Annotated in this window: 25 protein-coding genes and 1 pseudogene; 17 read left to right on the forward strand and 9 right to left on the reverse strand. The window is 71.3% G+C overall.

Going from position 1 to position 24,961, the window contains the following annotated elements; translation table 11 throughout:
* Window positions 1–99: 99 nt before the first annotated feature.
* Window positions 100–894 (forward strand): helix-turn-helix transcriptional regulator, encoded by a 795-nt coding sequence (locus OOK07_RS04165; protein ID WP_405673017.1) that lies wholly within the window; start codon window positions 100–102, stop codon window positions 892–894.
* A 15-nt stretch (window positions 895–909) separates the two neighbouring features.
* Here OOK07_RS04165 and OOK07_RS04170 read toward each other — a convergent pair whose 3' ends face one another.
* Window positions 910–1,464 carry a DinB family protein gene (locus tag OOK07_RS04170; protein WP_405673908.1) on the reverse strand — a complete coding sequence of 185 codons (555 nt, stop codon included), beginning with the start codon at window positions 1,462–1,464 and terminating at the stop codon, window positions 910–912.
* A gap of 206 nt (window positions 1,465–1,670) precedes the next feature.
* Between OOK07_RS04170 and OOK07_RS04175 the strand changes: the two genes are divergently transcribed.
* Together OOK07_RS04175 and OOK07_RS04180 are read left to right on the forward strand one after the other, a co-directional pair.
* Window positions 1,671–2,102 carry a VOC family protein gene (locus OOK07_RS04175; RefSeq protein ID WP_266795036.1) on the forward strand — a complete coding sequence of 144 codons (432 nt, stop codon included), beginning with the start codon at window positions 1,671–1,673 and terminating at the stop codon, window positions 2,100–2,102.
* A gap of 26 nt (window positions 2,103–2,128) precedes the next feature.
* Complete coding sequence (locus OOK07_RS04180; RefSeq protein WP_266795037.1) at window positions 2,129–2,404, forward strand: hypothetical protein; 276 nt, start codon at window positions 2,129–2,131, stop codon at window positions 2,402–2,404.
* 39 nt (window positions 2,405–2,443) lie between these two features.
* On the opposite strand, the gene OOK07_RS04185 is transcribed toward OOK07_RS04180, so the two are convergent.
* From OOK07_RS04185 to OOK07_RS04195, 3 genes are all read right to left on the reverse strand, one after another.
* Window positions 2,444–3,997 (reverse strand): MFS transporter, encoded by a 1,554-nt coding sequence (locus tag OOK07_RS04185; protein WP_266677031.1) that lies wholly within the window; start codon window positions 3,995–3,997, stop codon window positions 2,444–2,446.
* A gap of 99 nt (window positions 3,998–4,096) precedes the next feature.
* The gene (locus OOK07_RS04190; RefSeq protein ID WP_266677033.1) at window positions 4,097–5,026 is read right to left on the reverse strand and encodes a carbohydrate kinase family protein; all 930 of its coding nucleotides are present in this window, start codon (window positions 5,024–5,026) and stop codon (window positions 4,097–4,099) included.
* Complete coding sequence (locus OOK07_RS04195) at window positions 5,023–5,709, reverse strand: class II aldolase/adducin family protein (protein ID WP_266677035.1); 687 nt, start codon at window positions 5,707–5,709, stop codon at window positions 5,023–5,025. The genes OOK07_RS04190 and OOK07_RS04195 overlap by 4 nt, the downstream gene beginning before the upstream one ends.
* 59 nt (window positions 5,710–5,768) lie before the next feature.
* On the opposite strand from OOK07_RS04195, the gene OOK07_RS04200 reads away from it, so the two are divergent.
* On the forward strand, window positions 5,769–6,413 hold the full coding sequence (locus OOK07_RS04200) for a TetR/AcrR family transcriptional regulator (protein WP_266677037.1): 645 nt from the start codon (window positions 5,769–5,771) through the stop codon (window positions 6,411–6,413).
* Between the two features lie 247 nt (window positions 6,414–6,660).
* Window positions 6,661–6,846, forward strand: coding sequence for a hypothetical protein (locus tag OOK07_RS43215; RefSeq protein WP_323178068.1), 186 nt, complete (start codon window positions 6,661–6,663; stop codon window positions 6,844–6,846).
* A gap of 29 nt (window positions 6,847–6,875) precedes the next feature.
* Here OOK07_RS43215 and OOK07_RS04210 read toward each other — a convergent pair whose 3' ends face one another.
* The 3 genes from OOK07_RS04210 to OOK07_RS04220 form a co-directional block, all read right to left on the reverse strand.
* Window positions 6,876–7,982, reverse strand: a complete 1,107-nt coding sequence (locus OOK07_RS04210; RefSeq protein WP_405673906.1) for an NAD(P)/FAD-dependent oxidoreductase — start codon at window positions 7,980–7,982, stop codon at window positions 6,876–6,878.
* 373 nt (window positions 7,983–8,355) lie between these two features.
* The gene (locus OOK07_RS04215) at window positions 8,356–9,738 is read right to left on the reverse strand and encodes an MFS transporter (RefSeq protein WP_266795050.1); all 1,383 of its coding nucleotides are present in this window, start codon (window positions 9,736–9,738) and stop codon (window positions 8,356–8,358) included.
* 131 nt (window positions 9,739–9,869) lie between these two features.
* Window positions 9,870–10,814, reverse strand: a complete 945-nt coding sequence (locus tag OOK07_RS04220) for a LysR family transcriptional regulator (RefSeq protein WP_266677043.1) — start codon at window positions 10,812–10,814, stop codon at window positions 9,870–9,872.
* Window positions 10,815–10,942: 128 nt separating this feature from the next.
* Between OOK07_RS04220 and OOK07_RS04225 the strand changes: the two genes are divergently transcribed.
* The 7 genes from OOK07_RS04225 to OOK07_RS04255 all read left to right on the forward strand — a co-directional run bounded on the left by OOK07_RS04225 (window position 10,943) and on the right by OOK07_RS04255 (window position 17,953).
* Entirely contained in the window at window positions 10,943–11,947 is a 1,005-nt protein-coding gene (locus OOK07_RS04225) for a fumarylacetoacetate hydrolase family protein (protein WP_266801888.1), read from the forward strand.
* Window positions 11,944–12,921 (forward strand): cyclase family protein, encoded by a 978-nt coding sequence (locus tag OOK07_RS04230; protein WP_266677045.1) that lies wholly within the window; start codon window positions 11,944–11,946, stop codon window positions 12,919–12,921. The genes OOK07_RS04225 and OOK07_RS04230 overlap by 4 nt, the downstream gene beginning before the upstream one ends.
* Before the next feature lie 114 nt (window positions 12,922–13,035).
* Window positions 13,036–14,184: an FAD-dependent oxidoreductase gene (locus OOK07_RS04235; RefSeq protein ID WP_266795051.1), complete on the forward strand. Its 1,149-nt coding sequence runs from the start codon at window positions 13,036–13,038 to the stop codon at window positions 14,182–14,184.
* Window positions 14,181–15,188 (forward strand): amidohydrolase family protein, encoded by a 1,008-nt coding sequence (locus tag OOK07_RS04240; RefSeq protein ID WP_266795053.1) that lies wholly within the window; start codon window positions 14,181–14,183, stop codon window positions 15,186–15,188. The genes OOK07_RS04235 and OOK07_RS04240 overlap by 4 nt, the downstream gene beginning before the upstream one ends.
* 11 nt (window positions 15,189–15,199) lie before the next feature.
* On the forward strand, window positions 15,200–16,150 hold the full coding sequence (locus OOK07_RS04245; RefSeq protein WP_266677051.1) for a VOC family protein: 951 nt from the start codon (window positions 15,200–15,202) through the stop codon (window positions 16,148–16,150).
* Between the two features lie 88 nt (window positions 16,151–16,238).
* Window positions 16,239–17,204 (forward strand): fumarylacetoacetate hydrolase family protein, encoded by a 966-nt coding sequence (locus OOK07_RS04250; RefSeq protein ID WP_266795054.1) that lies wholly within the window; start codon window positions 16,239–16,241, stop codon window positions 17,202–17,204.
* On the forward strand, window positions 17,201–17,953 hold the full coding sequence (locus tag OOK07_RS04255; RefSeq protein WP_266677055.1) for an SDR family NAD(P)-dependent oxidoreductase: 753 nt from the start codon (window positions 17,201–17,203) through the stop codon (window positions 17,951–17,953). Before OOK07_RS04250 ends, OOK07_RS04255 begins: the two co-directional genes overlap by 4 nt.
* 185 nt (window positions 17,954–18,138) lie before the next feature.
* Here OOK07_RS04255 and OOK07_RS04260 read toward each other — a convergent pair whose 3' ends face one another.
* Window positions 18,139–19,149, reverse strand: a complete 1,011-nt coding sequence (locus OOK07_RS04260; protein ID WP_266795056.1) for a helix-turn-helix domain-containing protein — start codon at window positions 19,147–19,149, stop codon at window positions 18,139–18,141.
* Window positions 19,150–19,204: 55 nt separating this feature from the next.
* A complete protein-coding gene (locus tag OOK07_RS04265; protein ID WP_266677059.1) occupies window positions 19,205–20,410 on the reverse strand; it encodes a cysteine desulfurase-like protein in 1,206 nt (401 codons plus the stop codon).
* A gap of 56 nt (window positions 20,411–20,466) precedes the next feature.
* Here OOK07_RS04265 and OOK07_RS04270 point away from each other — a divergent pair.
* The 5 genes and pseudogenes from OOK07_RS04270 to OOK07_RS04290 all read left to right on the forward strand — a co-directional run.
* A pseudogene (locus OOK07_RS04270) lies at window positions 20,467–20,627 on the forward strand (DUF2201 family putative metallopeptidase); the annotation flags it as partial.
* Window positions 20,628–20,807: 180 nt separating this feature from the next.
* Entirely contained in the window at window positions 20,808–21,647 is an 840-nt protein-coding gene (locus OOK07_RS04275) for a PaaX family transcriptional regulator (protein ID WP_266795058.1), read from the forward strand.
* A 264-nt stretch (window positions 21,648–21,911) separates the two neighbouring features.
* A complete protein-coding gene (locus OOK07_RS04280; RefSeq protein WP_266795060.1) occupies window positions 21,912–23,513 on the forward strand; it encodes an MFS transporter in 1,602 nt (533 codons plus the stop codon).
* A gap of 267 nt (window positions 23,514–23,780) precedes the next feature.
* Complete coding sequence (locus OOK07_RS04285; protein WP_266795062.1) at window positions 23,781–24,473, forward strand: DUF4232 domain-containing protein; 693 nt, start codon at window positions 23,781–23,783, stop codon at window positions 24,471–24,473.
* 147 nt (window positions 24,474–24,620) lie between these two features.
* Entirely contained in the window at window positions 24,621–24,791 is a 171-nt protein-coding gene (locus tag OOK07_RS04290) for a hypothetical protein (RefSeq protein WP_266677067.1), read from the forward strand.
* The last annotated feature ends 170 nt before the right edge of the window (window positions 24,792–24,961 follow it).

Genomic DNA, 24,961 nt, shown 5'->3' on the forward strand with positions numbered 1-24,961 from the left:
GTCAGTGTTGCTCGGACTGCTCGGATGAAGTCTCCGACAGCACATGGCGTCGCCGGTATGGGTAGAACTGCGTACGCGGCGGACGAGCGGAGACGGAACGTGGCTCAGGTGCTGGGCGAGGCCCACGAACGCATGCTGTCGGTGGCCGTTGCGGCGCTCAACGAACGTGAGCCGGAGCGGCTGTGGCCCCTGCTGGCAACGGCCCTGCCCGGTCTGTGCGGCGGTGACACCCTGGTCTACAAGCTCGACGACTGGAACGAGACCGAGGGCACGGTCGGCATGCCTCCCGGGGTCGCCGCCGAGCTCGCCGGGCTCGGCGAGGAGGACCTGAGCCTGCTGCGCGCGGGGTATCCGTTCGCGCACCACTACGCGGCCGGGTCCGACCGTGCTCCCCTCACCGCGCGCCGGGCCGCCGGCCGCGTGTGGTCCGCGAGTCCGACGGCGCGGCTGATCGGCGACGTCATCGACGCGGACCACGTCCTGGCGCTTCCGCTGCCCCGGTCGACGACGCCGATCACCGGATGCATGATCTACCGCTCCGGTGCGGACTTCACCGACGACCACGTCCGCGCGGCGCAGCAGCTGCAGCCGCTGCTGGCGGCGGTCGAGGAGCAGCGGCAGCTCCTGATCCGCTGGCAGCGGCTGGCCGCTGCGTCCCCTGACGGCGGCTCCGCTCACGCACTGGCCGCGGAGTGCGCGCTCACGCCCCGGGAGCTGACCGTGCTGCTCCTGCTCACGGACGCCCTGACCGCGGCCGCGATCGGCCGGCGGCTCGGCATATCGGACCGTACCGTCCACAAGCACGTCGAGAAGATCTACCGCAAGCTCGGCACCCGCGACCGCATCAGCACCGTCCTGCGGGCCCAGCAACTGGGGCTGGTCCCCACGCCCTGATTGCCGGCGGCGCGGTCAGGGCCGTCGGGCGCGGTACAGGTCGCGCAGCAGGGCGATCTCGGCCCCGTGGTGCAGGACTTCCTGGTTGACCCACCACACGATGTCGACGAACGGCTCCTCCGGGTCGCTGCCGTGCGGATACGTGCAGCGACCGACGGTGTCGAGCGCCGCCTCGTCGACGCTCAGCAGCGCCTTCCGCCAGGCTGTGACCCCGGCGTCGAATGCGGCGACGCCCGAGGCCACGTCCCCGTTGACGACGTGGTCGTCCCGGGTGAGGGCGTGGCCGCCCGCCGTGTGATCGGCGCGGAGGAACAACATCTCGCTCAGGTGGCTCAGACGCCATGCGACGGTGGTGAAGGGCGGCGGCGAGGGGTGCGGGTAGGGCGCGGCGTCTCGTCCCCAGTCTCCGTCCGCGCTGCCGGCGAGCACGGTCGCGCGCGGGCCCGGACCGTCCGCGCGCCGCCGGACCGACCAGCAGTCCGGCACCGGTTCCCAGAGGTACTCCTCGTCGGTCATGGCACCCACCTCGGTGTCCGACCCGTCGCCGCTGTCCATCACCGGCCCTGCCATACGGGCGGCCAGCCGCGCACAGCCGAAGTCGAACTGCTCCAGCAGCGGAGCCAGGCGAGATGCGGTCACTGACGCTCCGGGTTGAACTCGTACGGAGAAGGCACGAACCGAGCCGTCAGCCTGGCACATCGGGCAGACGACCCGCCCCTCGACTAAAGTCTTGGGGCCGAAATCAGAGTCTTGGGTCCGACCGCCGGGAGCCAGTCATGAAGCCGAACCGTTCCATCCCCTCGTCTACCGTCATCCCCGTCCTGATCTATCCCGACGTGCGCGCGGCGGTCGCCTGGCTCGGCGCGGCCTACGGGTTCGAGGAGCGTGTGCGGATCGGCGAGGGCCACCGGGCGCAGCTCAGTTTCGGAGACGGGGCCGTGATCGTCGGAGACACCCGGGGGGACCGCCGTCCCCCGCGTCCCGGCGAGGTCACGCACTCGGTGACGGTGCGGGTGGAGGACGCCCGCGCCCACTGCGAGCGGGCCCGGGAGCACGGCGCGCGGATCCTCATGGAACCTACGGACTTCGAGTACGGCGAGCGCCAGTACACCGCGGAGGATCCCGCCGGGCACCAGTGGACGTTCTCGCAGACGCTCGTGGATGTTGCGCCGGAGGAATGGGGCGGGGAGTCTGTCTCATCCGACTGAGCGGCGACCGACTGGGGGGCTCCACCTTGCCGAACGACAGACCATGGCACCGGCGGCAGCCGAACGACGTTCCCGACGCGGACATCCGCGGCATGACCGATGCCCGGATACGCGAGTTCTGCCTGGAGAAGGCCAAGCTGTTCCTGTCCGAGGCGCGCCTGAGGTCCGGAGACACACTGGACACAACGGCCGGCACGAATCTCACGATCGCAGCTCACTACGCCACCATCGCCGCGGCTTTCGGAAGGAATTCCGAGCCCGAGCCCGAGCCCGAACGCGAGCCGGAGGACGAACGGCGGTGACCACGCGGGTGTCCCTTGGCGGCGCCCCGCACACCGGTCTCACATCGAGCCGGGGCCCATCCCGCCCTTGAGGCGCTCCAGGTCGGAGGGGCGGACCTGGATGGCCACCACGGCGATCAGCGCGGCGACCAGCGTGAAGATCGCCGCCATGACGAAGGCGGCGGAGATCCCGGCCGTGAGGACTTCGTCGGACCAGGGCTTCGGCAGCCGGCCGGTGCGCTGGAAGCGCAGGCGTTCGGCGGGGGTCGCCTGGGCCAGGAAGCGTGGGATCTGGTTGTGGGCCTCGTTGGTGCTGGCCGTGCCGAACATGGTGACCAGGATGGACAGGCCCAGCGAACCGCCCACCTGCTGGGTGGCGTTGAGGAGCCCGGAGGCCGCGCCGGTCTCCTGGACCGAGACGTTGGAGAGTGCCATGAGGGTCAGCGACACGAACTCCATGCCCATGCCCAGGCCGAAGACGAGGATCGGCCCGAGGATGCTGCCCGCGTAGGTGGAGTGCACGTCGGTCAGGGTCAGCCAGGCCAGGCCGGCCGCCGCGAGGACGGCGCCCACCACCATGAAGGGTTTGGGCCCGAACCTGGGCAGGAACCGCGAGGCGAGCGCCGCGCCGACGGCGATCACCACGCTGATCGGCAGGAAGGCGAGCCCTGCCTCCAGCGGGCTGAAGCCCAGCACGTCCTGCACGAAGAGCGTGAGGAAGAAGAACATGCCGAAGATCGCGGCGGCGAGGCTCAGCATGATGCCGTAGGTGCCCGCGCGGTTGCGGTCGGCGAACATGTGTAGCGGGGTGATGGGCTGCTTGGAAACCCGCTCGATCAGGATGAACACGACCAGTACGACGACGGCCGCGGCGAACGACGCCAGCGTGATCGGGTCCCGCCACCCCTCCTGGGCGGCTCTGATGAACCCGTACACCAGCAGCACCATGCCCAGGGTGGAGGTCAGCGCGCCGGCGATGTCGAAGTGGCCGGGGTGGCGCTCGGACTCCTTGATCCAGCGGGGTGCGGCGAGGGCGATGAGCACGCCGATCGGGACGTTCACGAACAGCACCCAGCGCCAGTTCAGCCACTCGACGATCATCCCGCCCGCGAGCAGCCCGATGGCGCCGCCGCCCGAGGAGACCGCGGCGAAGACGCCGAACGCCCGGTTGCGTTCGGGGCCTTCGCGGAAGGTCGTGCTGATCAGGGCGAGCGAGGTCGGGGAGGCGATGGCGCCGCCCACCCCCTGAAGGGCGCGGGCGGCGAGGAGTTGACCGGAGCTCTGGGCGAAGCCGCCCAGCAGGGAGGCCAGCGCGAACAGCAGCACACCGAAGACGAAGACGCGCCGCCTGCCGAGGATGTCGCCGACCCGGCCACCGAGCAGCAGCAGGCCGCCGAAGGTGAGGGTGTAGGCGTTGACGACCCACGACAGGCTGGTGGTGGAGAAGTCCAGGGCACTCTGGATGTGCGGCAGCGCGATGTTCACGATGGTGATGTCGAGGACCACCATCAGCTGGCACGATGCGATGACGAGCAGCGCCACGCCGTTGCCCCCGCCGCCCGTTTGCCGGGTGGCGGCCTGTGCTGCGGGGGTCGGCTGGGGGCTGCTGCTCATGGTGTGTCGCTTTCAGTGAACGGTGCCGTCCACTGTCCGACCGTACGCCGGTGCCGCGGGCGTCACCACTCGATCGGGGAGGCCGCAGTCACCCCGGGCTCACGAGCGGGTCTTGTGGGTCATGGCGAACTCGTCGGCCTCGGGAAGGTCGAAGTCACCGTGGTCGCTGCCGAGGCCCTGGGCCACCAGCGCGGCCGAGGCGCTGCCCAGGACGGCGGCCTCGCGCGGGGTGCGGCCGAGGCTCATCCCGCGCAGGAACCCGGCCGAGAACGCGTCGCCGCAGCCGGTCGTGTCGACGACGTCGACCTCGAAGGCCGGGACCGTGTCGGTGCCCTCCGCGGTCACCAGGAGCACGCCGTCGGCGCCGCGGGTGACCGCCACGAGACCGGCCCCGCCGGCCAGCAGCTTCTTCGCGCCCGTCACGAGGTCGTCCTCGCCGCTGAAGCCGAGGAGCTGATCGTCGTTGGGCAGCAGGAAGTCGACGTGGGGGAGCACCGGCTCGATCTGGTCGAAGGTGCCGAGTTCGCCGGGGGCGAGGAGGTCCACGGAGGTGACCACGTCGTGCTCCTTGGCGTGCGCCAGGATGCGTGCCGCCACGTCGGCGCCGATCAGCTCGGGGCCGCCGAGGTGGAGATGGCCGGCCTCGGCCACCGCGTCCCAGGGCACGTCGTCGAGACCGTAGGTGATGTTGGCACCGAGCAGATGGAGGGAGGGGCGGTCGCCGTTGGGGCGGATGGGCAGGACGCTCGCGGAGGTGGAGGTGTCGACGCGGCGGACGAGCAACTCGGTGTCGATTCCCGCCCTGTCGAGCAGCTGGATGAGCAGGTCGCCGGTCGGGTCGGTGCCGATCGCGCCGGCGGTGCGGACCGAGGCGCCCAGCTTGGCGAGGGTGAGCGCGGTGCCGCCGGCCGTCCCCGCGGCGGTCATCCGGATGTCGTCCACCAGGGTGGCGCCCTGGCCCTCGGGTATCTCCTCCACCGGCCGTACCAGTACGTCCAGTACGTGCACGCCCATCGTGACGACCTTCATCTGTTGCTCTCCTGCTCGGGTGAGACGGGGTGGGTGGTGCCGTAGCTGCGGGCGATCGCGGCCTCGATGACCGCGAGTTGCTGCTGCTCGTCGAGGATCCGGGGCGGGCCGAGTGCGGCCGCGCGGTGGTAGACGCCGCAGGCCCACTCCAGCAGCAGTGCGTGCTCGACCGCCTTGCCGAGGGTGGGTGCGCGGGTGACCGCGCCGTGGTTGGCCATCAGTGCGGCGCTGCGGCCCTCCAGCGCGGCGAGCACCGACTCCGCGAGTTCGGGCGTGCCGAAGGTGGCGTACGGCGCGACGCGGACGCTGCCGCCGAGGGTGAGCAACTGGTAGTGGATGCAGGGAAGTTCGTCGAGGACGCAGGAGAGCGCGGTGGCCATCGGGGCGTGGGTGTGGACGACTGCGCCGACGCCGTAGCGCCGGTGGACTCCGAGATGCAGGTCCAGTTCCGAGGTCGGTTCGAAGGCGCCGCCGACGACGTTTCCGTCGAGGTCGACCACCGTCACCTGGTCCGCGGTGAGTTCGGCGAGCACCGCTCCGGTCGCGGTGATCGCGACCCGCTCCCCCGCGCGCAGGCTGACGTTCCCGGCCGTGCCGATGAACAGGCCCTCGGCCCCCAGACGGCGGCAGGCGTCCGCCACGGCGGCCCGTTCCTGACCCAGGACCGTGGTTGAGTCGGTCATGTGCGGGACCGTAACCTAAAGGTGAAACAAAGTCACGTTCACATTCGGAGGTTGTTCTCGTGGGCGAGCCGACCGCGGACATCGGCGGGGCCGGTGCTCCCCTGCGCCGCACCCCGCAGCAGGCGCGCAGCAGGGCCCGGCTGGCCCGGGTCCTGGAGGCCGCCGAGCGCGTCCTGATCGACGACGGTGTCCAGGCGCTCACCACGACCCGTGTCGCCTCGGAGGCGAAGGTGTCGGTGGGGTCGCTGTACCAGTACCTGCCCGACCGCGACGCGATCATCGACGCCCTGGCGGCCGGCTACTTCGCGAAACTGGAGGCCGCCATGGAGCGCTTCGCCGAGGCCGCGGCGGAGCAGCGCTGGGACGACCCGGTCGGTGTGCTCCTCGACGAGTACGCCGCGATCTACCGCACCGAACACGGCTTCCGCGCCCTGTGGTTCGGCAGCGGCCTGACCGAGCGGACGCGGTCCGCGGACCGCGAGCACAAGCGCCGTATGTCCGACGGACTCCGCCGTATCCTCCTCGCCCTGGACGTCGCGTACGACGACGAGGCCCTCTCCCGGGCCTGTCACGCCGCGGTGCTGGCGGCCGACGCGCTCGCCCAGGAGGCCTTCCGGCGCGACGCGGAGGGGGACGCGGGACTCCTCGACGAGGCGAAGGTCATGCTGCGGGGGTACCTCACGGCGATCGCCGGGCGCCGCTGATCCGCTCGGCACTCCGACCCGGTCTGCCCACCACCGCCGTGCCGGGCCTCACACATCCTGCTGAACCGGACCGTGGGCCGCGGCGTTCCCGTCGGTGGTGTCGGCGGCCGACCCCGTGTACGCACGCGGGGCGTCGGAGCCCGGCTCGGGGCCGCCGCCCGTCTCCTCTCACGTCTCACGGCGACCTGGCGCAGTTCGGCCGGGTGCCGGCGCGGATGGCGCCGTACCGTTCGGCGGTCACCGGCTGATGGAGGCCCAGGTGTTCGGCCTCGGCGCCCTGCGTGCCCAGGACGTCCTCGTCGACCTCGCGCGAGACGTCGCCGAGCGCGGTGTGGGCGGGAACCTCCAGGCCGTACTTCGCCGTACTTCGCCGTACTTCGCCGTACTTCTCGGAGAGCCGGGCGGCGGAAGCGGGCCACAGCCGCCTGGCTGATCAGCGCAGTGCCCTTCGTCGAGGGGTGTTCACACCACGTGGGCCTCCGGGCGGGTCGCTGCTCCGGAGCGGAAGCGGTCGGCGCCGAGGGGCGAGATGTCGGTGAAGGGTTCGCGCTCCAGGTGGAGGTCGCGCAGGATCTCGCCGACGGCGGGGGCCTGCAGGAAGCCGTGGCCGGAGAACCCGGTGGCATAGAGGAAGTTGACGAGCTCGCCGGAGCGTCCGATGAGGGCGTTGTGGTCGGGGGTGACCTCGTAGAGGCCGGCCCAGCCGCCTACGGTCGTCATGTCGGCCAGTTCAGGGGCCCGTTGACGTGCGACGGCTCGGAACAGATCCAGCCACTCCGGGGTCCAGGTGGTGTCGAAGCCTTCCGGCTGGCGGGGGTCGGCGAGGCCGAACAGCAGGCCGTCGTCGCTGTTGTGGAAGTAGGCCGACGAAGCGAAGTCGATGGTGAAGGGGATACGGGGCGCCGGGGGCGTCAGCGGCTCGGTGAACGCGAGCTGGCGGCGTACCGGCCGGACGGGGAGGTCGATGCCGGCCATGTCGCCGATCTGCCCGGACCAGGCGCCCGCCGTGCAGATGACGGTGGAGCAGGCGATGCGGCCGCGGTCGGTGTGGACGGTGGTGACGCGGTCACCCGCCGTGTCGATGCCGGTCACGGTGGTGTGCGTGGCGAGGGTGGCACCGGCCCGGGCGGCGGCGTCCGCGTATCCGTGGACGACGAGGACCGGGCGGGCGTGGCCGTCGGTGGGTGAGTGGACGGCGGCCACGAGTCCCTCGGTGTCGACATAGGGGCACAACGCGCGGGCGTCGTCCGGGGTGACCATTCGGGAGGGTACGCCGAGAGCGTTCTGGGTCCTGACGCTCACCTCGAAGTCCGCGGCCTGCCCGTCGTTGGTGAGCAGGAAGAGGTAGCCGACGGTGTCGAGGCGGATGTCGGCACCGGGGCGGTGCGGGAAGTTCTCGTAGGCACGCAGGCTCCGGCCGCCCAGCTCGATGTTGAGCGGGTCGGAGAACTGGGCGCGTACCCCGCCGATCGGTTTGCCCGAGCTGCCGCAGGCCAGGTCGCCGCGCTCGACGACGACGATGTCGGTCACTCCCGCCTCGGCGAGATGGAACGCGGCACTGACGCCCATCACGCCACCGCCGATGATCACGACGTCCGCGGTCGGCAGAACGGAGCGGAAGGTGGATGAGGAGGACAAGGGCCTTCCCTTCCGAGGGCCGGCAACCCGAGCCGAAGGGCCTTCGGCTCGGCAAACGCGGCTTGGGCTGTCGGGGGGGTTGCTCAGTGGGTTGCCGCCCTGTAGGTGGCGAGACACTGGTCAGGTGTATGCCCGCCATCGTCGCCCAACCCGACCTTTGACGTCCATGAACAGTTGCTGCACCCGATCTGTGGGCGTCCCTGTACGCCCTGGCCGAGTGAGGGACGGGGCGGGCTGTGCGGGAGACGTGGCGCGCACGGACGTGGTGGCCTGCTGTACGACGGCGCGCATCCCGTTGTGCGTCTCAGGGCGCGGACCGGACAGCGCCGCCCTCAACTCGCCCGTCGCGGGCGGCTTCCTGCTGCTGGGGCAACGGTGCGACGGTCGCGGCCCTGTGCCGGGCGGTCAGGAAGAGCCCTGCCGCGACGACGGCCGAGGTCAGGGCGAGCAGACCGACGGCGGCGGCCAGGGTGCCGAGGGCGGACTCGGCCGCGATCAGCACCAGCGGGCACATGAACTGGCCGATGAAGAAGGACGCGGTCCACAGGCCGGTGCCACGGCCGCGGTCGGCGAAGTCCAGCCTGGACAGGGCGATGGTGAGCAGGGAAGGCAGCAGGAGACCGGTGCCGAGGCAGTTGAGTACGGCGCCGACGATCAGCAGCGGCGCGCTGTCCGCGAGCCACATCACCGCGAACCCTGCCGCGCACAGGGCGAAGACGAGTGGCAGCCGGGGCCCCGGGGCACCGCGCAGCTTGGCGAAGGTGATCGCGCCGGCCACGGTGGCGGCGCTGGCGATGGCCGTGACCGGCCCGATCACGCTGGTCGCCGTCACGCCGAGGCCGTCCAGCAGGTAGGACATCTCCACCGGGACGGTGTAGAAGACGACGGCCCCGAACACAGTGAGACCGCAGATCCCGGCCAGCTGCCGGAAAGGGAAGGAGGGCTGGGAGAGATGGGAGAGATGGGAGGGCTTCGGGGCGGCCGTGCTGCCGGTGATGGCCGTGGTGGCCGTGCTCTCTCCCTTTTCGGCGGCGGCAGCGGGGGCCGCTGCGGTCGGCTTCGGCAGCCCGATGGCCATCAGCGGGGCGATGAGGAGGCTGACGGCGTAGATCCAGAACGGAGTCCGCCAGCCGGCCGACCCCGCGGCACCGCCGATGACGAAGAACGCTGTCGCGGATGCGGAGGCGCACATGGTCTGGAGGGCGAGGTAGCGGTCCCGTACCCGACCGCTGTAGTAGTCGCCGATCAGCGTGGTGCAGCAGGTCATGATGGCGGCCTCGGCGATGCCGACCAGGGCGCGGCTGGCCACGATGGCACCCAGCGACTCCAGCCACAGCGGAGCGGTGCCGAAGAGGGCGTACAGCACGGTCGCGGCGATCAGCAGGCGCTTGCGGCCGAGCCGGTCGACGATGACGCCCGCGAAGGGTGCCAGCAGGCCCAGCGCCAGGGCCGGGACGGTGAGGGCCATCGGGACCAGGGCGCCTGCGCCGGGCACGCCGGCGAAGTGGTCCTGCATCTTGGGCAGCACGGGCGCGATAAGGACGGCCCCGAGGATCGGCAGACAGCTGCCGGCCATGAGGAGAGCGACGCGCAGCCGGTGCGCGGCACCGGACGTCGGAAGGATCGCGCCGGGTGGCGGCACTGGTTCCGGGTGAGCGGGCAAGGGCAGAGGCACGGAAGCGGGCATGCGGGAACTCCACGTGTCGAGGCGGGGCGAGGCGGGGCGAGGGGACGGCACGCCATCGGGACACAGGGACCCCGGGGAGAGGAGCGTGCGGAGGATCTGGCGTCGACTATGGGTGAGCGACCCGCCCCTGCCTAGCCTCTGTCCGATCGATCTCCCGGATCGCGATCATCCTTGCCGTGGATGGTCTCGGCGACCCGGGCCGCTGTCTCCCGCAGCCAGATGTGCGCAGCGTCGTGCGTGTGCACCGGGTGCCACCACAGGGCCTCCCGGAGCGGCACGGCGTCGTAGGGCGGTTCCACGACCCGTACGGGGACGAGTCCGTTCAGCCGGTCGGCGAGATGCCCCTGGATCAGGGCGACCCGGCGGGTGCCTGCGACCAGGAGGGGCATCAACTGGAAGCTGTCGACGGAGACTTCGACGCGTGGCTCGATACCGAGCATGCCGATCTGGCGGGCGGCGGGTGCGTCGTACGTGCGTTGGTAGGTCACCCATGGCAGCCGGGCCAGGTCGCCGAGGGTGAGCTGCTCGCCGACCTCGGGGTTGTCGTCGGCGACGAGGTAGACCCAGCGGTCCCGGTAGAGCTCGACCGTGGGGTAGCCGCGAATGATGCCGTGCGGCAGCAGCAGCCCGTCGGCGGTGCTCAGCAGCGTGCCGGTGTTCTCGGTGATGTCCGTCGGAGGCTGCTTGAAGCGCAGCCGGATCCCCGGCGCCTCGGTGTGGACGATGCGGGCGAGTTCGGCGCCGAAGACGGCCACCGCGTAGTCGGAGGCGAGCAGGGTGAACTCGTGCTCCTCATGGGCGGGGTCGAACACCGCCTGGCTGGTGAAGACGCGTTCGAGCAGGTCGCAGGCGGTGGTGGTGCGGTCGAGGAGGGCCAGGCCGAGGGCGGTCAGTTCGTAGCGTCCGCCGACCCGGGAGAGCAGGTCGTCGCCGAAGTGACGGCGCAGCCGGGCCAGGGCGGCGCTCATGGCGGGCTGGCTGAGCCCGACGCGCCGGCCCGCATTGGTGACGTTGCGCTCCTCCAGGAGCGCGCGCAGGGCGACGACGAGGTTGAGGTCCAGGCTGGCCAGGTTCACGCGATATCCCTGTACGGAGGAGGAGAGGAAGCCCCGGGTATTCGCCGCCTGGATGATGGCCATCCAAAGAATCGATTTCCCCGATCGCAATTTACGGGCCAGATTAGTGGCACCGCAATCGGGAGGACATCTCCGTGAAATCCGCAGCCGCACCGGCGCCCCACTTCACCGGCCCGTTCGCCATCGGCACTCTCTCCGCTCAGGGCGGCGCCGCGTTCCCCGGCCTCGTGGTGCCGGATGGCCACGTGCTCGACCTGCGTACGGCTCTGGACGAACCCGCGCTGACCGCCCTCGCCCTCATGGAGCGCTGGGACGAGGAACTGCCGCGCCTGCACGGCCTCGCCGGCGATCCGTCCGGTGACTGGCTGCCGCTGAACGACCTGTTCGTGCACGCGCCCGTCGAGCCCCGGCAGATCTTCCAGTCCGGCGCCAACTACCGGCAGCACGTGATCGACCTGGAGGTCGCGCACCGCGCCCCGGACGACCCGCGCACCGTCGAGGAGGCCCGCGCCGAGATCGCGGCGATCATGGACAAGCGGGCCGCCGAGGACCTTCCGTACGTCTTCATCGGCCTGCCGACCACGATCACAGGTCCCTTCGACGATGTCGTCCTGCCCTCCTGGGCCAAGAAGCCCGACTGGGAGCTGGAGCTGGCCGCGGTGATCTCCCGCCCCGCCCACCGGGTCACGGTGGAGGAGGCCCTGGAACACGTCGCGGGGTACACCATCGCCAACGACCTCACCGACCGGGCCACCGTCTTCCGCCGGGACATGCCCGCCATCGGCACCGACTGGCTGCGCTGCAAGAACGCTCCCGGCTTTACCCCGCTCGGCCCCTGGATCGTGCCGGCCGGGTCCATCGCCGACCCGTCGGACCTGCGGGTCACCCTGAAGCTCAACGGCGAGACCATGCAGGACGAGTCCACCAAGGACATGATCTTCGGCGTGGCACGCATGGTCTCGTACATTTCCCAGACCGCCCAACTCCTGCCCGGCGACCTGGTGTTGACCGGGAGTCCGGCCGGGAACGGCATGCACTGGGGTCGGCTGCTGCGCGACGGCGACGTGATGGACGGGTCCGTCACAGGGCTCGGTGCCCAGCGCACGCACTGCGTCGCGGAGGAGGCGCCGTGAACGACCGCAGCTCTGTGCCGGACGCAAAGGACGCCGAGGGCGCGATCGCCGAGGCCGCCAAGGCGTACTCCAACTGGGGCCGGTGGGGCGAGGACGACGTTCTCGGCACGCTCAACTTCCTGGACGCCGCGAAGCGCCGCGAGGGCGCGGCCCTCGTCCGCGACGGCGTCAGCTTCTCGCTCTCCCAGCGCTTCGACATGAACGGCCCGCAGAAGGGCTGGCGGCGGCGTACGAATCCGGTGCACACCATGCTCGACACCGGCACCGACGCAGCCCTCGGCAACCAGGGTTTCCCGCACGGCATCGGCGGTGCCGACGACGTGATCGCGATGCCGCTGCAGTGCTCCACCCAGTGGGACGGCCTCGGCCACATCTTCGACCATGGCAGGGCATGGAACGGGCGGGCCGCCGAGAAGGTCGTCACCTCCGACGGCGACCTCGTCACCGGCATCGAACACATGGCGCCGTACGTGGCCGGGCGGGGCGTCCTCCTCGATGTGGGCCTGGTCGTGGGGCGCAACGGCGAACTGCCCGACGGCTTCGCCATCACCGAGGAACACCTGACCACCAGCGCAGAGGCGCACGGCGTCACCGTCGGCCGAGGCGACCTCGTCCTCGTCCGCACCGGACGGCTGGCCCGCGCCAGGCGTGACGGCTGGGGCGAGTACGCGGGCGGACCCTCGCCCGGGCTGAGTTTCACCACCGCCGGCTGGCTGCACGGCAGCGAGATCGCCGGGATCGCCACCGACACCTGGGGTTTCGAGGTCCGGCCCAACGAGTTCGACCACGCCTTCCAGCCGCTGCACCAGGTCGCCATCCCCAACATGGGCCTGCTCATCGGCGAGATGTGGGACCTCGACGCCCTGGCCGAGCACTGCGCGGCCGACGGGCGATACGAGTTCTGGCTCACCGCCGCTCCGCTGCCCATCACCGGCGCCGTCGGCTCCCCCGTGAACCCGATCGCCGTCAAGTAACGCTCCGTACCGGCGGGGTGGGCTGCGCCAGGACAGCCCGGCACATCCGGCCCGCACCACCACCACCACCACCGCTGCCGCTCGAAGTCGCGCGGCCCACCGCAGGGAGACTCCATGACCGAGCCCCGCCCCCGCGCCGTCCTAGTCATCGGCGGCGGCGCCTCCGGCAACGCCGTGACCGTGCTGCTGCGGCGAGCGGGCATCACCGTGGACCTGATCGAGGCCAAACCCGACTGGAACGTCCTCGGCTCCGGCATCACCCTCCAGGGCAACGCACTGCGCGTACTGCGCGAGCTGGGCGTGTGGGACAAGGTCCGGGAGAGCGGCTACGCCTTCGACTCGGTGGGCCTGGCCACGCCCGACGGCCACGTGTTCCACGTCCAGCAGGACATCCGTTCCGGCGGCGAGGACCTGCCCGCGACCATCGGCATGCAGCGGCCCCGGCTCCAGGAGATCCTGTGCGAGGCGGTCCGGGCCAGTGGTGCGACGGTCCGTCTCGGCACCACCGCCGGCGAACTGGTCCAGGACGAGACGGGCATCACCGCCCGCTTCAGCGACGGCACAGAGGGCCGCTACGACCTCGTCATCGCCGCTGACGGTCTCAACTCCCTGACCCGCGCGATGATCGGCATCGGGGAGAAGCCCGAGCCGACCGGCATGGCCATCTGGCGCGTCGCGGCACCCCGCCCGGCGGGCGTGGACCGCACGGACCTGGCCTACGGCGGGCCCTGCTACATCGCCGGCTACTGCCCCACCAGCGAGAACACGCTCTACGCCTATCTCGTCGAGGCCAACCGCGACCGTGCCTCCATCGACCCGGCCTCGTACGCGGACGAGATGCGGCGCCTGGCAGCCCCGTACGGCGGTGCCTGGCCCGAGATCGCCGCGAGCATCACCGACGCTGCCAAGGTCAACTACACCTGGTTCGACCGGCTGCTCGTCGAGGGTTCCTGGCACCGCGGCCGGGTCGTGCTGGCCGGCGACGCCGCCCATGCCTGCCCGCCCACCCTCGCGCAGGGCGCCGCCATGTCGCTGGAGGACGCCTCCGTACTGGCCGAGCTGCTGAGCGCGGAGGAGTCGTGGGACTCCCCCGGCTCCCTCGACGAGCTGCTGACCCGCTATCACGAGCGCCGCATCGACCGTGTCCGCATGGTCGTCGAGGCCTCGGTGCAGCTCGGCCAGTGGCAGCTGGACGGCGTCCGTGACGCCGACGTGCCCGGCCTGATCGGCCGCACGATGTCCGTCCTGAAGGAGACCCCGTGACGACCCCGGACACCCCCACCGTCGACGTCCACGCGCACGTCCTGCTGCCGCAGGTCGAGGAGGCCGTCGCCGGACACCCCGGGCTGGCCGCCGCCCGCAGCCTCGACGCCCGCCGCAACGGCCCCGAGGCGCTCGCCGTCAGCGGCCCGATGGTCCGCAACCGCATTCCTCTGCTGACGGACGTCAAGGCGCGGCTCACCGCGATGGACGCCTCCGGCGTCGACGTCCAACTGGTCTCGCCGTCCCCGTCGCACTACCACTACTGGGCCGACGAGGACCTGGCCCGTACGGTGTGGGAGCTTGCCAACACCGGCACCGCCGCGCACGTCGCCCAGGCCCCCGACCGGCTCCACGGACTGGGCCTCGTCCCGCTCCAGCACCCGGACCTCGCGGTCGAGGCCCTCGACCACGCCCTCGGCCTGGGACTGCGCGGAGTGGAGATCTCCAGCCACGCGCCGGGGCGCGAGCTCTCGGACCCGGCGTACGACGCGTTCTGGGCGCTCGCCGAGACCACCGGGGCCGTGCTCTTCCTGCACCCCTTCGGCTGCACGCTCGACGAGCGCCTGGACCGCTGGTACCTGTCCAACACGGTCGGGCAGCCCACCGAGAACGCCGTCGCGCTCTCCCACCTCATCTTCTCCGGCGTGCTCGACCGCCACCCCGGCCTGAAGGTGATCGCCGCACACGGCGGCGGCTACCTGCCCAGCCACATCGGCCGTTCCGACCACGCCTGGCGGACCAGACCGGACACACGGGGCTGCGCGTCCGAACCGAGCAGCTACCTCAAGCGGCTGTACTTCGACTCACTCGTCCACGACCCGCACGTCCTGCGCGAACTGATCCGGGTGGCCGGCCCCGACCGGGTCCTGCTCGGCTCGGACTTCCCCTTCGACATGGGCACCGACGACCCGGTCGGCGCGCTGCGCGCCGCCACGGACCTGCCCGACGCCCACTTCCACGCCGTGCGCGGCGGCAACGCGGCAGCGCTGCTGCGCCTCTCCTGAGGAGCCCCGACATGACCAACGACCTGCCAAACCGCCTGCTCACCCACCTTCGGCACGTCGACCTCGCCGTGCCCGACTACGACAGGCAGCTCGACTTCTACGCCGGAGTCTGGGGCCTGACCAAGGTCGCCGAGGAATCGGGCATCTCCTTCCTGGCCGCGGAGGGCAGTCCCGAACAGTACGTCGTACGGCTCCGCAAGGCCGAGGAGAAGCGGCTCGACCTCGTGTCCTACGGCGCCGCGTCGGCCGCCGACGTGGACACACTCGCCGCGCAACTCCTCGCGGACGGCGTGCGGCTGATCTCGCAGCCGGGCAAGGTCGACACCCCCGGCGGCGGCTACGGCTTCCGCTTCTTCGACGGTGACGGCCGCACCATCGAAGTCTCGGCGGAGGTCGAGGCCCGGCGGCACCGGCGTATCGAGGAGAAGGAGGCCATCCCGGTCCGCCTCTCGCACGTCGTCCTCAACTCCCCCGACCTGGAGGCCACTCGCGCCTGGTACGAGCGCCACCTCGGCTTCCGGCTGTCCGACACGCTCAGCTCCCCGCACATGGGCGAGGTCATGCACTTCATGCGGATCAGCAACCAGCACCACTCGATGGCCCTCGCCAAGGGACCGCACACCTCCCTGCACCACGTCTCGTTCGAGATGCGCGGCCTGGACGAGTACATGCGCGGCTCGGGGCGCGTGATGCGCTCCGGCGCCCGCAAGGTCTGGGGTCCGGGCCGGCACATGGCGGGCGACAACACCTTCACGTACTTCCTCGACCCGCACGGCAACACCGTCGAGTACACAACGGAGTTGGAGGAGCTCGACGAGGACACCTGGCATCCGCACGTCTACGACTTCTCCCGGCCCGAGGTCACCGACCAGTGGGGCACGGCGAACCCGATGAACGAGCTGGTCGCCAAGGAGTCCTTCAACGACGTGGACCCCGGCGTCTTCGTCGCCCCGCCGGTCTGATCCCCCTCTGCTCCGGGGGCGCGGAACAGTCCATGCCCTGGCTCCCCCCGCGCCCCCGGTCCAGTCCTACGCCACCCCCAGGATCACCATGCGCTTCGCCACGTACGAACACCACGGCCGCCGCAGCGTCGCCACCGCGAACGACGACGGCACTCTCCACCCCTTCCCCGGCCGCGCCCCGCTGCTCGACCTGCTCCGGGCGGGCCCCGCGGCCCTGCGCGAGGCGGGCAACGCCGCACTGGACGTGCCGGGCGGTCCGCATGTCTCGCAGGTGCGGCTGCTGCCGCCTCTCCAGCCGCCGTCCGTACGGGACTTCGTCACCTTCGAGGAGCACGTCGAGGGCGTACGGCGCAGCATCGACAACACGGCCGGGGTCCCCGGCGCCTGGTACGACGCGCCGACCTTCTACTTCACCAATCCGTACGCCGTCATCGGCGCGCACGACGACGTGCCGGTGCCGCCCGGCTCCTCGGTCCTGGACTTCGAACTCGAAGTCGCCGCCGTCATCGGCCGCGAGGGCCGCGACCTGACGCCCGAGCAGGCCCGCGACCACATCATCGGCTACACGGTCTTCAACGACTGGTCCGCCCGCGACCTGCAATCCGCCGAGATGAAGGTGGGGTTGGGCCCCTGCAAGGGCAAGGACACCGCCGCCACCCTCGGCCCGTACCTGGTCACCGCCGACGAGCTGGAGCCGTACCGGGACACGGACGGTTTCCTGCGGCTGGCGCTGACCGCCTCGGTGAACGGCGAGGTGGTCGGCGAGGACCTGCTGTCCAACATGAGCTGGACCTTCGAGGAGATGGTCGCCTACGCCTCGCGCGGCGCCTACGTCCGCCCCGGCGATGTGCTCGGCTCCGGCACCTGCGGCAACGGCGGCTGCCTGGCCGAGCTGTGGGGCGTACGCGGCCGGCAGGACCCGCCACCGCTGAAGCCCGGCGACACCGTCACCCTCACCGTCGAGGGCATCGGCACCGTCTCCAACACCGTCGTGCCCGGCGCCGGACCGGTACCGGTCCCCCGGGCCCGCAAGCGCCCGCGGCTGCGCCCGTGAACCGCGGGGCCGCGAACAGGCTGGACGGCAAGGTCGTCGTCGTCACCGGAGCTGCGCGCGGGCAGGGCGCGGCCGAGGCCGAGGCGCTGACCCGGGCGGGGGCGGTGGTCGTCGCCACCGATGTGACCCGGGCTCCGGGATGTCTGCGCCTGGACGTCACCGAGCCGAAGGAATGGGCGGCGCTCGCCGAAGGGCTGCGTCGCCGGTACGGAGAGGTCCACGGCCTGGTCAACAACGCCGGCATCACCTGGCGCGCGCGGTTGCACGAGGTCACGCCCGAGGACTTCGCCCGCGTCCAGGCGGTCAACGTCACCGGCCCGCTGCTGGGCATCCAGCACCTGGCTCCGCTGATGCCGCCGGGCTCGTCGATCGTCAACGTCGGCTCCTCCGCCGGGCTCACCGGGCACTATCCGGTCGCGTACACGGCCAGTAAGTGGGCGCTGCGCGGCCTGTCGAAGGCGGCCTGTGTCGAGCTGGGCCCGCGGGGCATCCGCGTGAACACCGTTCATCCAGGCTTCATCGAGACCGAGATGACCGCCTCCGCCGCGCCCGCCTTCCGCGAGGCGAACATCCGCGAGACGCCGCTGGCCCGCACCGGCACCGTCGACGAGATCACCCCGCTGGTGGTGTACCTCCTGTGCGACGACGCGTCCTTCATCACCGGCGCCGAGATCCCCGTCGACGGCGGCTTCACCGCACACGGCGGCGCCAAGTCCATCTCCGACGCCCTGCGGTCGGCCTCCGACTGACCTCCGGCCGAAGGGGCTCCGCGTGAACAAGGTCAGTGCCCGTGTGACGCCCGGCGTGGCCCATGGCTGCGGGGCCAGGACTCCCCCGCAGTCCTGGCCCCGCCCCGATCCGCTAGTACTTCCCTCGCGGTGATCACAAGGATGCACAGGAGGTCACCGCTGTGTCGTTGGCGGCCGGTCCACAGCTACTTGGCGGAGAGTCCACGCCTGGGCGGGGTCTCCGGACCGTCCGCGGCGGACGCCACCTCGCGGAACTCGCTCGGCGGAACACCGTGGGCCGTGCGGAAGGCCCGGGTGAACTCGGCGGCGCGTGGGAAACCCCACCGGGCGCCGACGGCATGGATCGGCAGCGTGCGCAGGGCCGGGTCGCAGAGATCGCGGGAGGCGTTCTTCAGCCGTTGATCGCGGATGTAGGAGGCGACGGTGGTGCCCTCGGCCTGGAAGAGGCGGTACAGGTAGCTGCGTGAGATGTGGTGCGCTGCGGCGATCCGGGCGGGTGTCAGCTCGTGGTCGTGAAGGTGGCGGCGGATGAACGACTTGATGCGCAGAGTCAGTGTCCGTGCGCGGGTCTCGGGCGGCAACTCGCGGTCGGCGTCCAGGCTGTGGGCGAAGACCGCGGTCACCAGGTCGGCGACGACGGTTCCCAGCCGGGGTGCGTCCAGGGGCTGGTAGGGCCCGGTGTCCGAGACCAACTGGACCAGGAACTGCGCCAGCAGCGCTCCGACCCCCTCGCGGCCCGAGATCGGGCCGCCGACCACCCGCTCCGCCCGGTGCGCGGGCAGTGGCACCAGGGCCCGCGGTATCTCGACTCCGATCAGGGCGACCGGGTCGGGGCCGGTGCACACCTCCCACGACCGCGAGGAGCTGTTGGTGTGGATGTCGTCGATCCGGTAGGCGACCTGCTGCCGGCCCCAGTTGGCCGCTCCCTCTCCCCGTCGCAGCAGGGACAGGTGGTAGACCTCGGGATCGGACTGCCGGATGAGCTTCGGTGTCCGGCGGAAGACCAGGTGGTCGAAGGCCGCGGGCCATATGGTCACGTCCCCCAGGCCGACCAGGCGCTGCTCGCCGCGGTAGTCCGCGGCGCGGTCGCTGGCGAGCTGCATGGGCGCGTGCGTGCGGCCCATGCGTTCGGTCCAGGCCTCGAACCGGTCGCCCGCCGGGAGATCAGCGGTCCGGAAAACCGATTCGTGCAGCACGGGCGTAGTCAACCACACGACCCTGACGGCACGTTCAGGTGTCCTGGCCCGCTGCTCAGAGCGTGAGGAAGTCGGACAGTCCGGTCAGCAGCCGGTCGACGTCCTGCGAACTGTTGTAGGGCGCGAGGCCGATGCGCAGGCCTCCGGTGTCGCCGAGGCCGAGGTGCCGGGACGCCTCGACGGCGTAGAAGGATCCCGACGGGGCGTGGACGCCGCGCTCCGCGAGGTAGTGGTACGCGTCCGTTGTGGAGCGGCCCTCGAAGGTCAGCAGCAGGGTGGGGGTGCGGTCGGCCGCCCTGGAGTGGACCGTGATGCCGTCGAGCGAGGACAGGCCCTTGTCGATCTGGGTGCGCAGGCCCGCTTCGTGCGCTTCGAGCGCCGCGAAGGCCGCGATCAGGCGCTGTCGTCGCGTTCCCGTGGCGCTCGCGTCGAGACCGGTGAGGAAGTCGACGGCCGCGCTGGTGCCGGCGAGGAACTCATAGGGCAGCGTGCCCAGTTCGAAGCGTTCGGGGACCACGTCGGTGGAGCAGAGGAGCTTGTCCGGCCGCAGCGTCTCCAGCAACTCGGGCCGGGCGGCGAGGACTCCGTGGTGCGGACCGAGGAACTTGTACGGGGAGCAGACGAAAAAGTCCGCGTCGAGCGTCTCCAGGTCGACCAGCGTGTGGGCGGCGTAGTGGACGCCGTCGACATAGCTGAGGGCCCCCACCTCGCGGGCCAGGCCGGCGATCTCGGTGATCGCGGGGCGCGTGCCGATCAGGTTGGACGCGGCGGTGACGGCGACCAGACGGGTGCGCTCGGACAGCACGGCGCGGATGTCGTCGGTGGTCAACTCGCCGGTGGCGGGGTCGAATCCGGCCCAGCGTACGGTTGCTCCGGCCCGGTCGGCGGCCTGCACCCAGGGGCGGATGTTGGCGTCGTGGTCGAGGCGGGTGACGACCACCTCGTCCCCGGGCTGCCACGTCTTGGCGAGGGTGCGGGAGAAATCGTAGGCGAGCTGGGTGGCACTGCGGCCGAACACGATCCCCGACGGGTCCGCCGCCAGCAGGTCGGCCATGGCCCGACGGGTCTCGACGACGATGCTCTCGGCGTTTCGCTCCCCCGGTACCCCCTGGCCCCGGTTCGACAACGGGTGGGACATCGCCTCGGCGACGGCCCGGATGACGGGCTCCGGGGTCTGGGTGCCGCCCGGGCCGTCGAAGTGCGCCGTTCCGGCCTGCAGAGCGGGGAATCGGGAGCGGATGGCGGCGATGTCGTACGTCACGAGAAGCTCCTGTTGATACCGGGCCGACGCAAAGATCCTCCGCGATCGCCGACCCCGTGGCAACAGGCCGCTCAGCCACCTCCGGGGCACTGGACCTCGACAAGCTGCATGCCGCCCGGCCGCACGCCGCCCGGGCCCGCCCCTGTCTGGCGACCGCACTGTTCGCCCTGCACACCGTCGCGTGACGGCAGGGGCCGTCGACCGGTACTGGACGTGTTCCGGGACGAGGCCTCACCGGCCTCCGCACCTTACCGGGAGGCCGTCGACTCCGCAGAGGTCACCGTCCACAACGCGCACGCAGGCGCCTGGTGAGACCGGAACACGCGCGCAGGCGCCGAGTCGGACCGGCGGCCGCCCCGACGGCCCCGACTTCCCGGCGCGGATCTACTCTGACCCCGTGACCAGCTTCGATCAGGCGGGTGGCGCGCCCCGGCCGCAGTCGCTGATGCTGAGCTTCTTCGGCATCCACGTCCTGGACCGGGACGTCGCCGTGTCGGCGAGCAGCCTGATCGACGTGTTCGGGCAGGCCGGGATCACCGAGGACGCCGTACGGTCGACGCTCACCCGCATGGTCAAGCGCGGCCTGCTGGACCGGCACCGGAGAGGTCGTAAGACCTACTTCGGACCGACAATCCGTGCCACCGGTGTGCTGCGGGACGGCCACGACCGCATCTGGCACACCGGCGCGGTCAACCGGGACTGGGACGGCACCTGGACCCTGGTCGGCTTCTCCCTGCCGGAGGCGTGGCGCAGCGAGCGTCACGATCTGCGGTCCCGGCTGGTGTGGAACGGGTTCGGCCCCTTGCAGAGCGGCCTGTGGGTCGCGCCGGGCACGGTGGACGTGCCCGAGGCCGTCGCGGGACTCGGCGTCGACCCGTATCTGAGGGTCTTTCGGGGCGCCACGGCCGTCGCCCCGACCGACGCCCGCACGGTCCTGCACACGGCGTTCGACGTGGAGTCCGTCGCGAAGGGGTACGAGGCGTTCCTGGCGCGGTGGGGCACGGACGAGGCCCAGGGAGCGGACCGGACGGGTGTGCTCGTACGGCAGCTGCTGCTGCACACCGACTGGTTGGAACAGGTCCGCCAGGATCCGCATCTGCCGGCCGAGCACCTGCCCGAGGACTGGCCCGCGGCCCGCGCGGAGGAGCACTTCCACGAGCTGGCGCACCGCTACGAGGAGCCGGCCCGGCAAGAGGCCGGAAGGGCGCTGGACGTGATCCGGACGACGGCCCCGTAGCACCTGCCCGCTCGCCGCCCACCTCTCAGCCCACTCGCTGCCGCAGCCCCTCGGGGCCTCCGGCCGTCTCTGGCCGTGTCTCGCCGTCTTGCGCTGTCTTTCGCTGTCTTGCGCTGTCTGCGGGCAGGCCCGGCTTCGTTATTGGGCAATCTATTGACCGTCGTCGAAAAACTGCCCTACATTCATCGCGTTCGCGGCGTCCCCGCACCGCCCAAAGCCGCACAAGCCGCCTCAGCCGCACAAGCCGCTCAAACGGGAGCACACGTGTCCACCGAAACGCGCGCCCAATCCGATTCCACCGCCGCCTCACCACCATCCGGTGGACTACCTGTCGGCACCCTCGTCGCCGGCTGCTTCGCCGTCTGTCTCGCGCAGATCGCCCTCGCCATGCCGGCCACGCTGAACGGGCTCTTCCAGGAGGACCTGCACCCCGTCGGTTCGCAGCTGACCTGGATCTCGGACGCGTTCCTGCTGCCCGTCTCCGTCCTGGAGCTGACCTTCGGCGTCCTCGGCGACCTCTTCGGCCGCAAGCGGCTGCTGGTCGGCGGCGGTGCACTGCTCGTGGTCGGCGAGGCGCTCGCCGCCTCCGCGACCGGCATCCACATGCTCTGGGTGGGCCAGGCCATCGCGGGTCTGGGCGCCGCGGCCCTCTTCCCCACCTCGCTCGCGATGATCGCCGCGGGCACGCATTCGGCCAAGGACCGCGCCCGCACCATCACGATCTGGGCCGCGGCACTCTCCAGCGGTGGCTTCGTCGCCCCCGTCCTGGGCGGCATCACCGGCAACTACGGCTCCTGGCGCTGGGCGTTCATCGTCGTCACGGGCCTGGCTCTGATCAGTACCGTGCTCAGCCAGCTGCTGGCGCACAACTCCAGTGCTCCGGAAGGCCGTTCACTCGACCTGGCCGGCCAGATCACCATCGGCGTCGGTATGTTCGCCCTGCTCTACGCCGTGATCCAGGGCCCGGCGGACGGCTGGACCGCGAAGCCCGTGATGATCGCCTACGTCGTGGCCGCGCTGTTCATCACCCTGTTCGTCGTGGCGGAACACCGGGCCGCGTCACCGCTGTTGAGGCTGGACCTGTTCAAGAACCGGGCGTTCGCGGTGGCGTCGTTCGTCGCGGTGGTCGGCATGTTCAGCTACCTCGGCACCGCCTACGCGACCAGCATCCGGCTCGGCCCCGTCCAGCACCAGAGTCCGCTGCGGGGCTCCTTCGCCTTCATCCTGCTCAACGCCTGGACGCTGCTGCTGATGCCGCTGATCTCCCGGCTGCTGGAGAAGGTCAGCCCGAGGTGGGTGCTGGGTACCGGCCTGGCGCTCATGGCAGCGGGAGACTTCCTCGCCGCCACCCTCTCGGTCCACGACCGCGCGCTGACCTCGCTCATCCTCCCGATCGGCCTGGTCGGCATCGGCTTCGCGCTCACGGTCTCCTCGATCACGACGACCGCCGTCAACACGGTGGAGGTCCATTACGCGGGCATGGCCAGCGCCTCGACCAGCCTGCTCCGCGACTTCGGCTTCACCCTCGGCCCGGCGGTCATCGGCGCGATCGCGCTGAGCCGCGCGGCGGACGAGTTCACGTCCAAGCTGGCCTCTTCCCACCTCTCGGCCGAGGTCAAGGCGGCCGCGGGCCAGGTGGCGGCCGAGGGCGGCCCACTCGCCTCCAACTCGGTCCCGCCCTCGTCCCCGCCGGGCGGCGCGGCCCCCATCGCCCTGGAGGCCCTCGGCAACGGCTACGCCATCGGCTACGTGGTCTGCGGCATCGCGGCGCTGGCCTGCTGCCTCCTCAGCGTGATCGCGCTGCGCGGGAAGGGCGACAAGGACGCGACGGTGGGCATCGCGGCAGAGGAGCCCGCGGCCGCCTGACCGCCACGGTTCGACCGCGCCCCGAAGGGGCGCGGGGCCGTATCGATGTGAGGCTCCGCCGCGTGGGCGCGACCAGCCACAACGGACCGGCGGACGACCGAGAGCCCATCGCGGCACAACCCGCGGGGCACTGGTCACCGAACCGTCACAGAAGATCGATACGTGTCACAGCTGATCCACAGGAGAAACCTCGGGCGAGGCAGTCATGTCTCCATGGTCGGGCGCCGGCGAGGACCGGCCCCGCACCATCCGAACTCGGGGGACTCCATGCAGTACGTGAACGGCATCCGCAAGGCCGCGCTGGCGATCGCCGTACTCTCGGCCGCCCTGTCGGTGACCGCATGTCAGGCCGACGGCTCCAAGGCGGGGGCCGAAACGTCGTCGAAGGCGCCGAGCAGCGCGCCGTCCGCTGCCAGCACACCGGGCACGACGCCCCCCGAAGCCTCCGGCGCGCCCAAGGCGAAGGCGCCGACGGTCACCGCATCCCCCATATCCGGGTCCGGTTCCACGGGTACGGCCCTGAAGGCGTGCGCGGCAACCGCCCTCAAGGTGACGGCGCACCAGGCCACCGACCGCCCGGAGGGCACCGGAACCGGAGCGGCGGTGGTCGAGTTCACCAATGTCTCCGCCCAGCCGTGCACCCTGCAGGGCCACCCCACGGTGGCCGGCGCGGGCAACGGTTCCCCGGAGCACAACGCCCCGCTGAACGTGACGCCCTCCGGCTCCGCCACGCCGGTCAAGCTGGCCCCGGGCGCCAAGGCCCGGCTGAAGCTGACCTTCGTCCAGGTCCAGGGCGAGGGCGACGGCTACTGCAAGTCCGGCGCACAGCCGGCCGCATATCCGACGCTGGTGGTCGGTCTGCCGGGCTCGGGAGCGCACCAAGTCGCCTTGGACGACGGAGTCTTCGCGGAGTGCGACAACACGGTGACCGCCACAGCCGTGACGGCCGCGACCTCCTGAACCCACAGGACATTTGCACCATGGACACCGGCTGCGTTCGCGTTCTCCTCAATTCGGTCTGCCTGTCCTGATTTATTGGCTGGTCGGTCACGGGGCCCGTGACCGACCAGCCCGGACGACCAGCTCGACACGGACAAGGACCAGATCATGACACCCGACTCAGCCGGAAACGATCATCTGCCGGTCTACGAAAGCCTGCTGCGTGAGCGCGGCGACGTCGTGGCGGAAGCACGCGTGGCGGCCGAGCACATGCAGCACCAGGCGCCGCAGGGGCCGAGCAGTCACGACTGGGGTCCGTCGGAGCCCGGTCCCCAGTAAGGGGTGGGTCCCGGCCCTCCTCCCCGTAGGCTCAACACCATTGACCTGCAAGGGGATTGCGCCGGAGGGCAGGAAGACGATGCACGACGGGCTGATCCGGCCGCTGCCGGAGCTGCTGAAGACGCATGCGGAGAGGTCGCCGTCGCACATCGCGTTCGCCGACGACCTGC

It is taken from the genome of Streptomyces sp. NBC_00078, assembly GCF_026343335.1.
Classification (GTDB): Bacteria; Actinomycetota; Actinomycetes; order Streptomycetales; family Streptomycetaceae; genus Streptomyces.

Bases quoted from the DNA above. Each gene is read 5' to 3' on its own strand.
- OOK07_RS04170 (WP_405673908.1), bottom strand. From the start codon at position 1,464: ATGGCAGGGCCGGTGATGGACAGCGGCGACGGGTCGGACACCGAGGTG.
- OOK07_RS04175 (WP_266795036.1), top strand. From the start codon at position 1,671: ATGAAGCCGAACCGTTCCATCCCCTCGTCTACCGTCATCCCCGTCCTG.
- OOK07_RS04185 (WP_266677031.1), bottom strand. From the start codon at position 3,997: ATGAGCAGCAGCCCCCAGCCGACCCCCGCAGCACAGGCCGCCACCCGG.
- OOK07_RS04190 (WP_266677033.1), bottom strand. From the start codon at position 5,026: ATGAAGGTCGTCACGATGGGCGTGCACGTACTGGACGTACTGGTACGG.
- OOK07_RS04195 (WP_266677035.1), bottom strand. From the start codon at position 5,709: ATGACCGACTCAACCACGGTCCTGGGTCAGGAACGGGCCGCCGTGGCG.
- OOK07_RS43215 (WP_323178068.1), top strand. From the start codon at position 6,661: ATGGAGGCCCAGGTGTTCGGCCTCGGCGCCCTGCGTGCCCAGGACGTC.
- OOK07_RS04210 (WP_405673906.1), bottom strand. From the start codon at position 7,982: ATGGGCGTCAGTGCCGCGTTCCATCTCGCCGAGGCGGGAGTGACCGAC.
- OOK07_RS04215 (WP_266795050.1), bottom strand. From the start codon at position 9,738: ATGCCCGCTTCCGTGCCTCTGCCCTTGCCCGCTCACCCGGAACCAGTG.
- OOK07_RS04235 (WP_266795051.1), top strand. From the start codon at position 13,036: ATGACCGAGCCCCGCCCCCGCGCCGTCCTAGTCATCGGCGGCGGCGCC.
- OOK07_RS04245 (WP_266677051.1), top strand. From the start codon at position 15,200: ATGACCAACGACCTGCCAAACCGCCTGCTCACCCACCTTCGGCACGTC.
- OOK07_RS04250 (WP_266795054.1), top strand. From the start codon at position 16,239: ATGCGCTTCGCCACGTACGAACACCACGGCCGCCGCAGCGTCGCCACC.
- OOK07_RS04285 (WP_266795062.1), top strand. From the start codon at position 23,781: ATGCAGTACGTGAACGGCATCCGCAAGGCCGCGCTGGCGATCGCCGTA.
- OOK07_RS04290 (WP_266677067.1), top strand. From the start codon at position 24,621: ATGACACCCGACTCAGCCGGAAACGATCATCTGCCGGTCTACGAAAGC.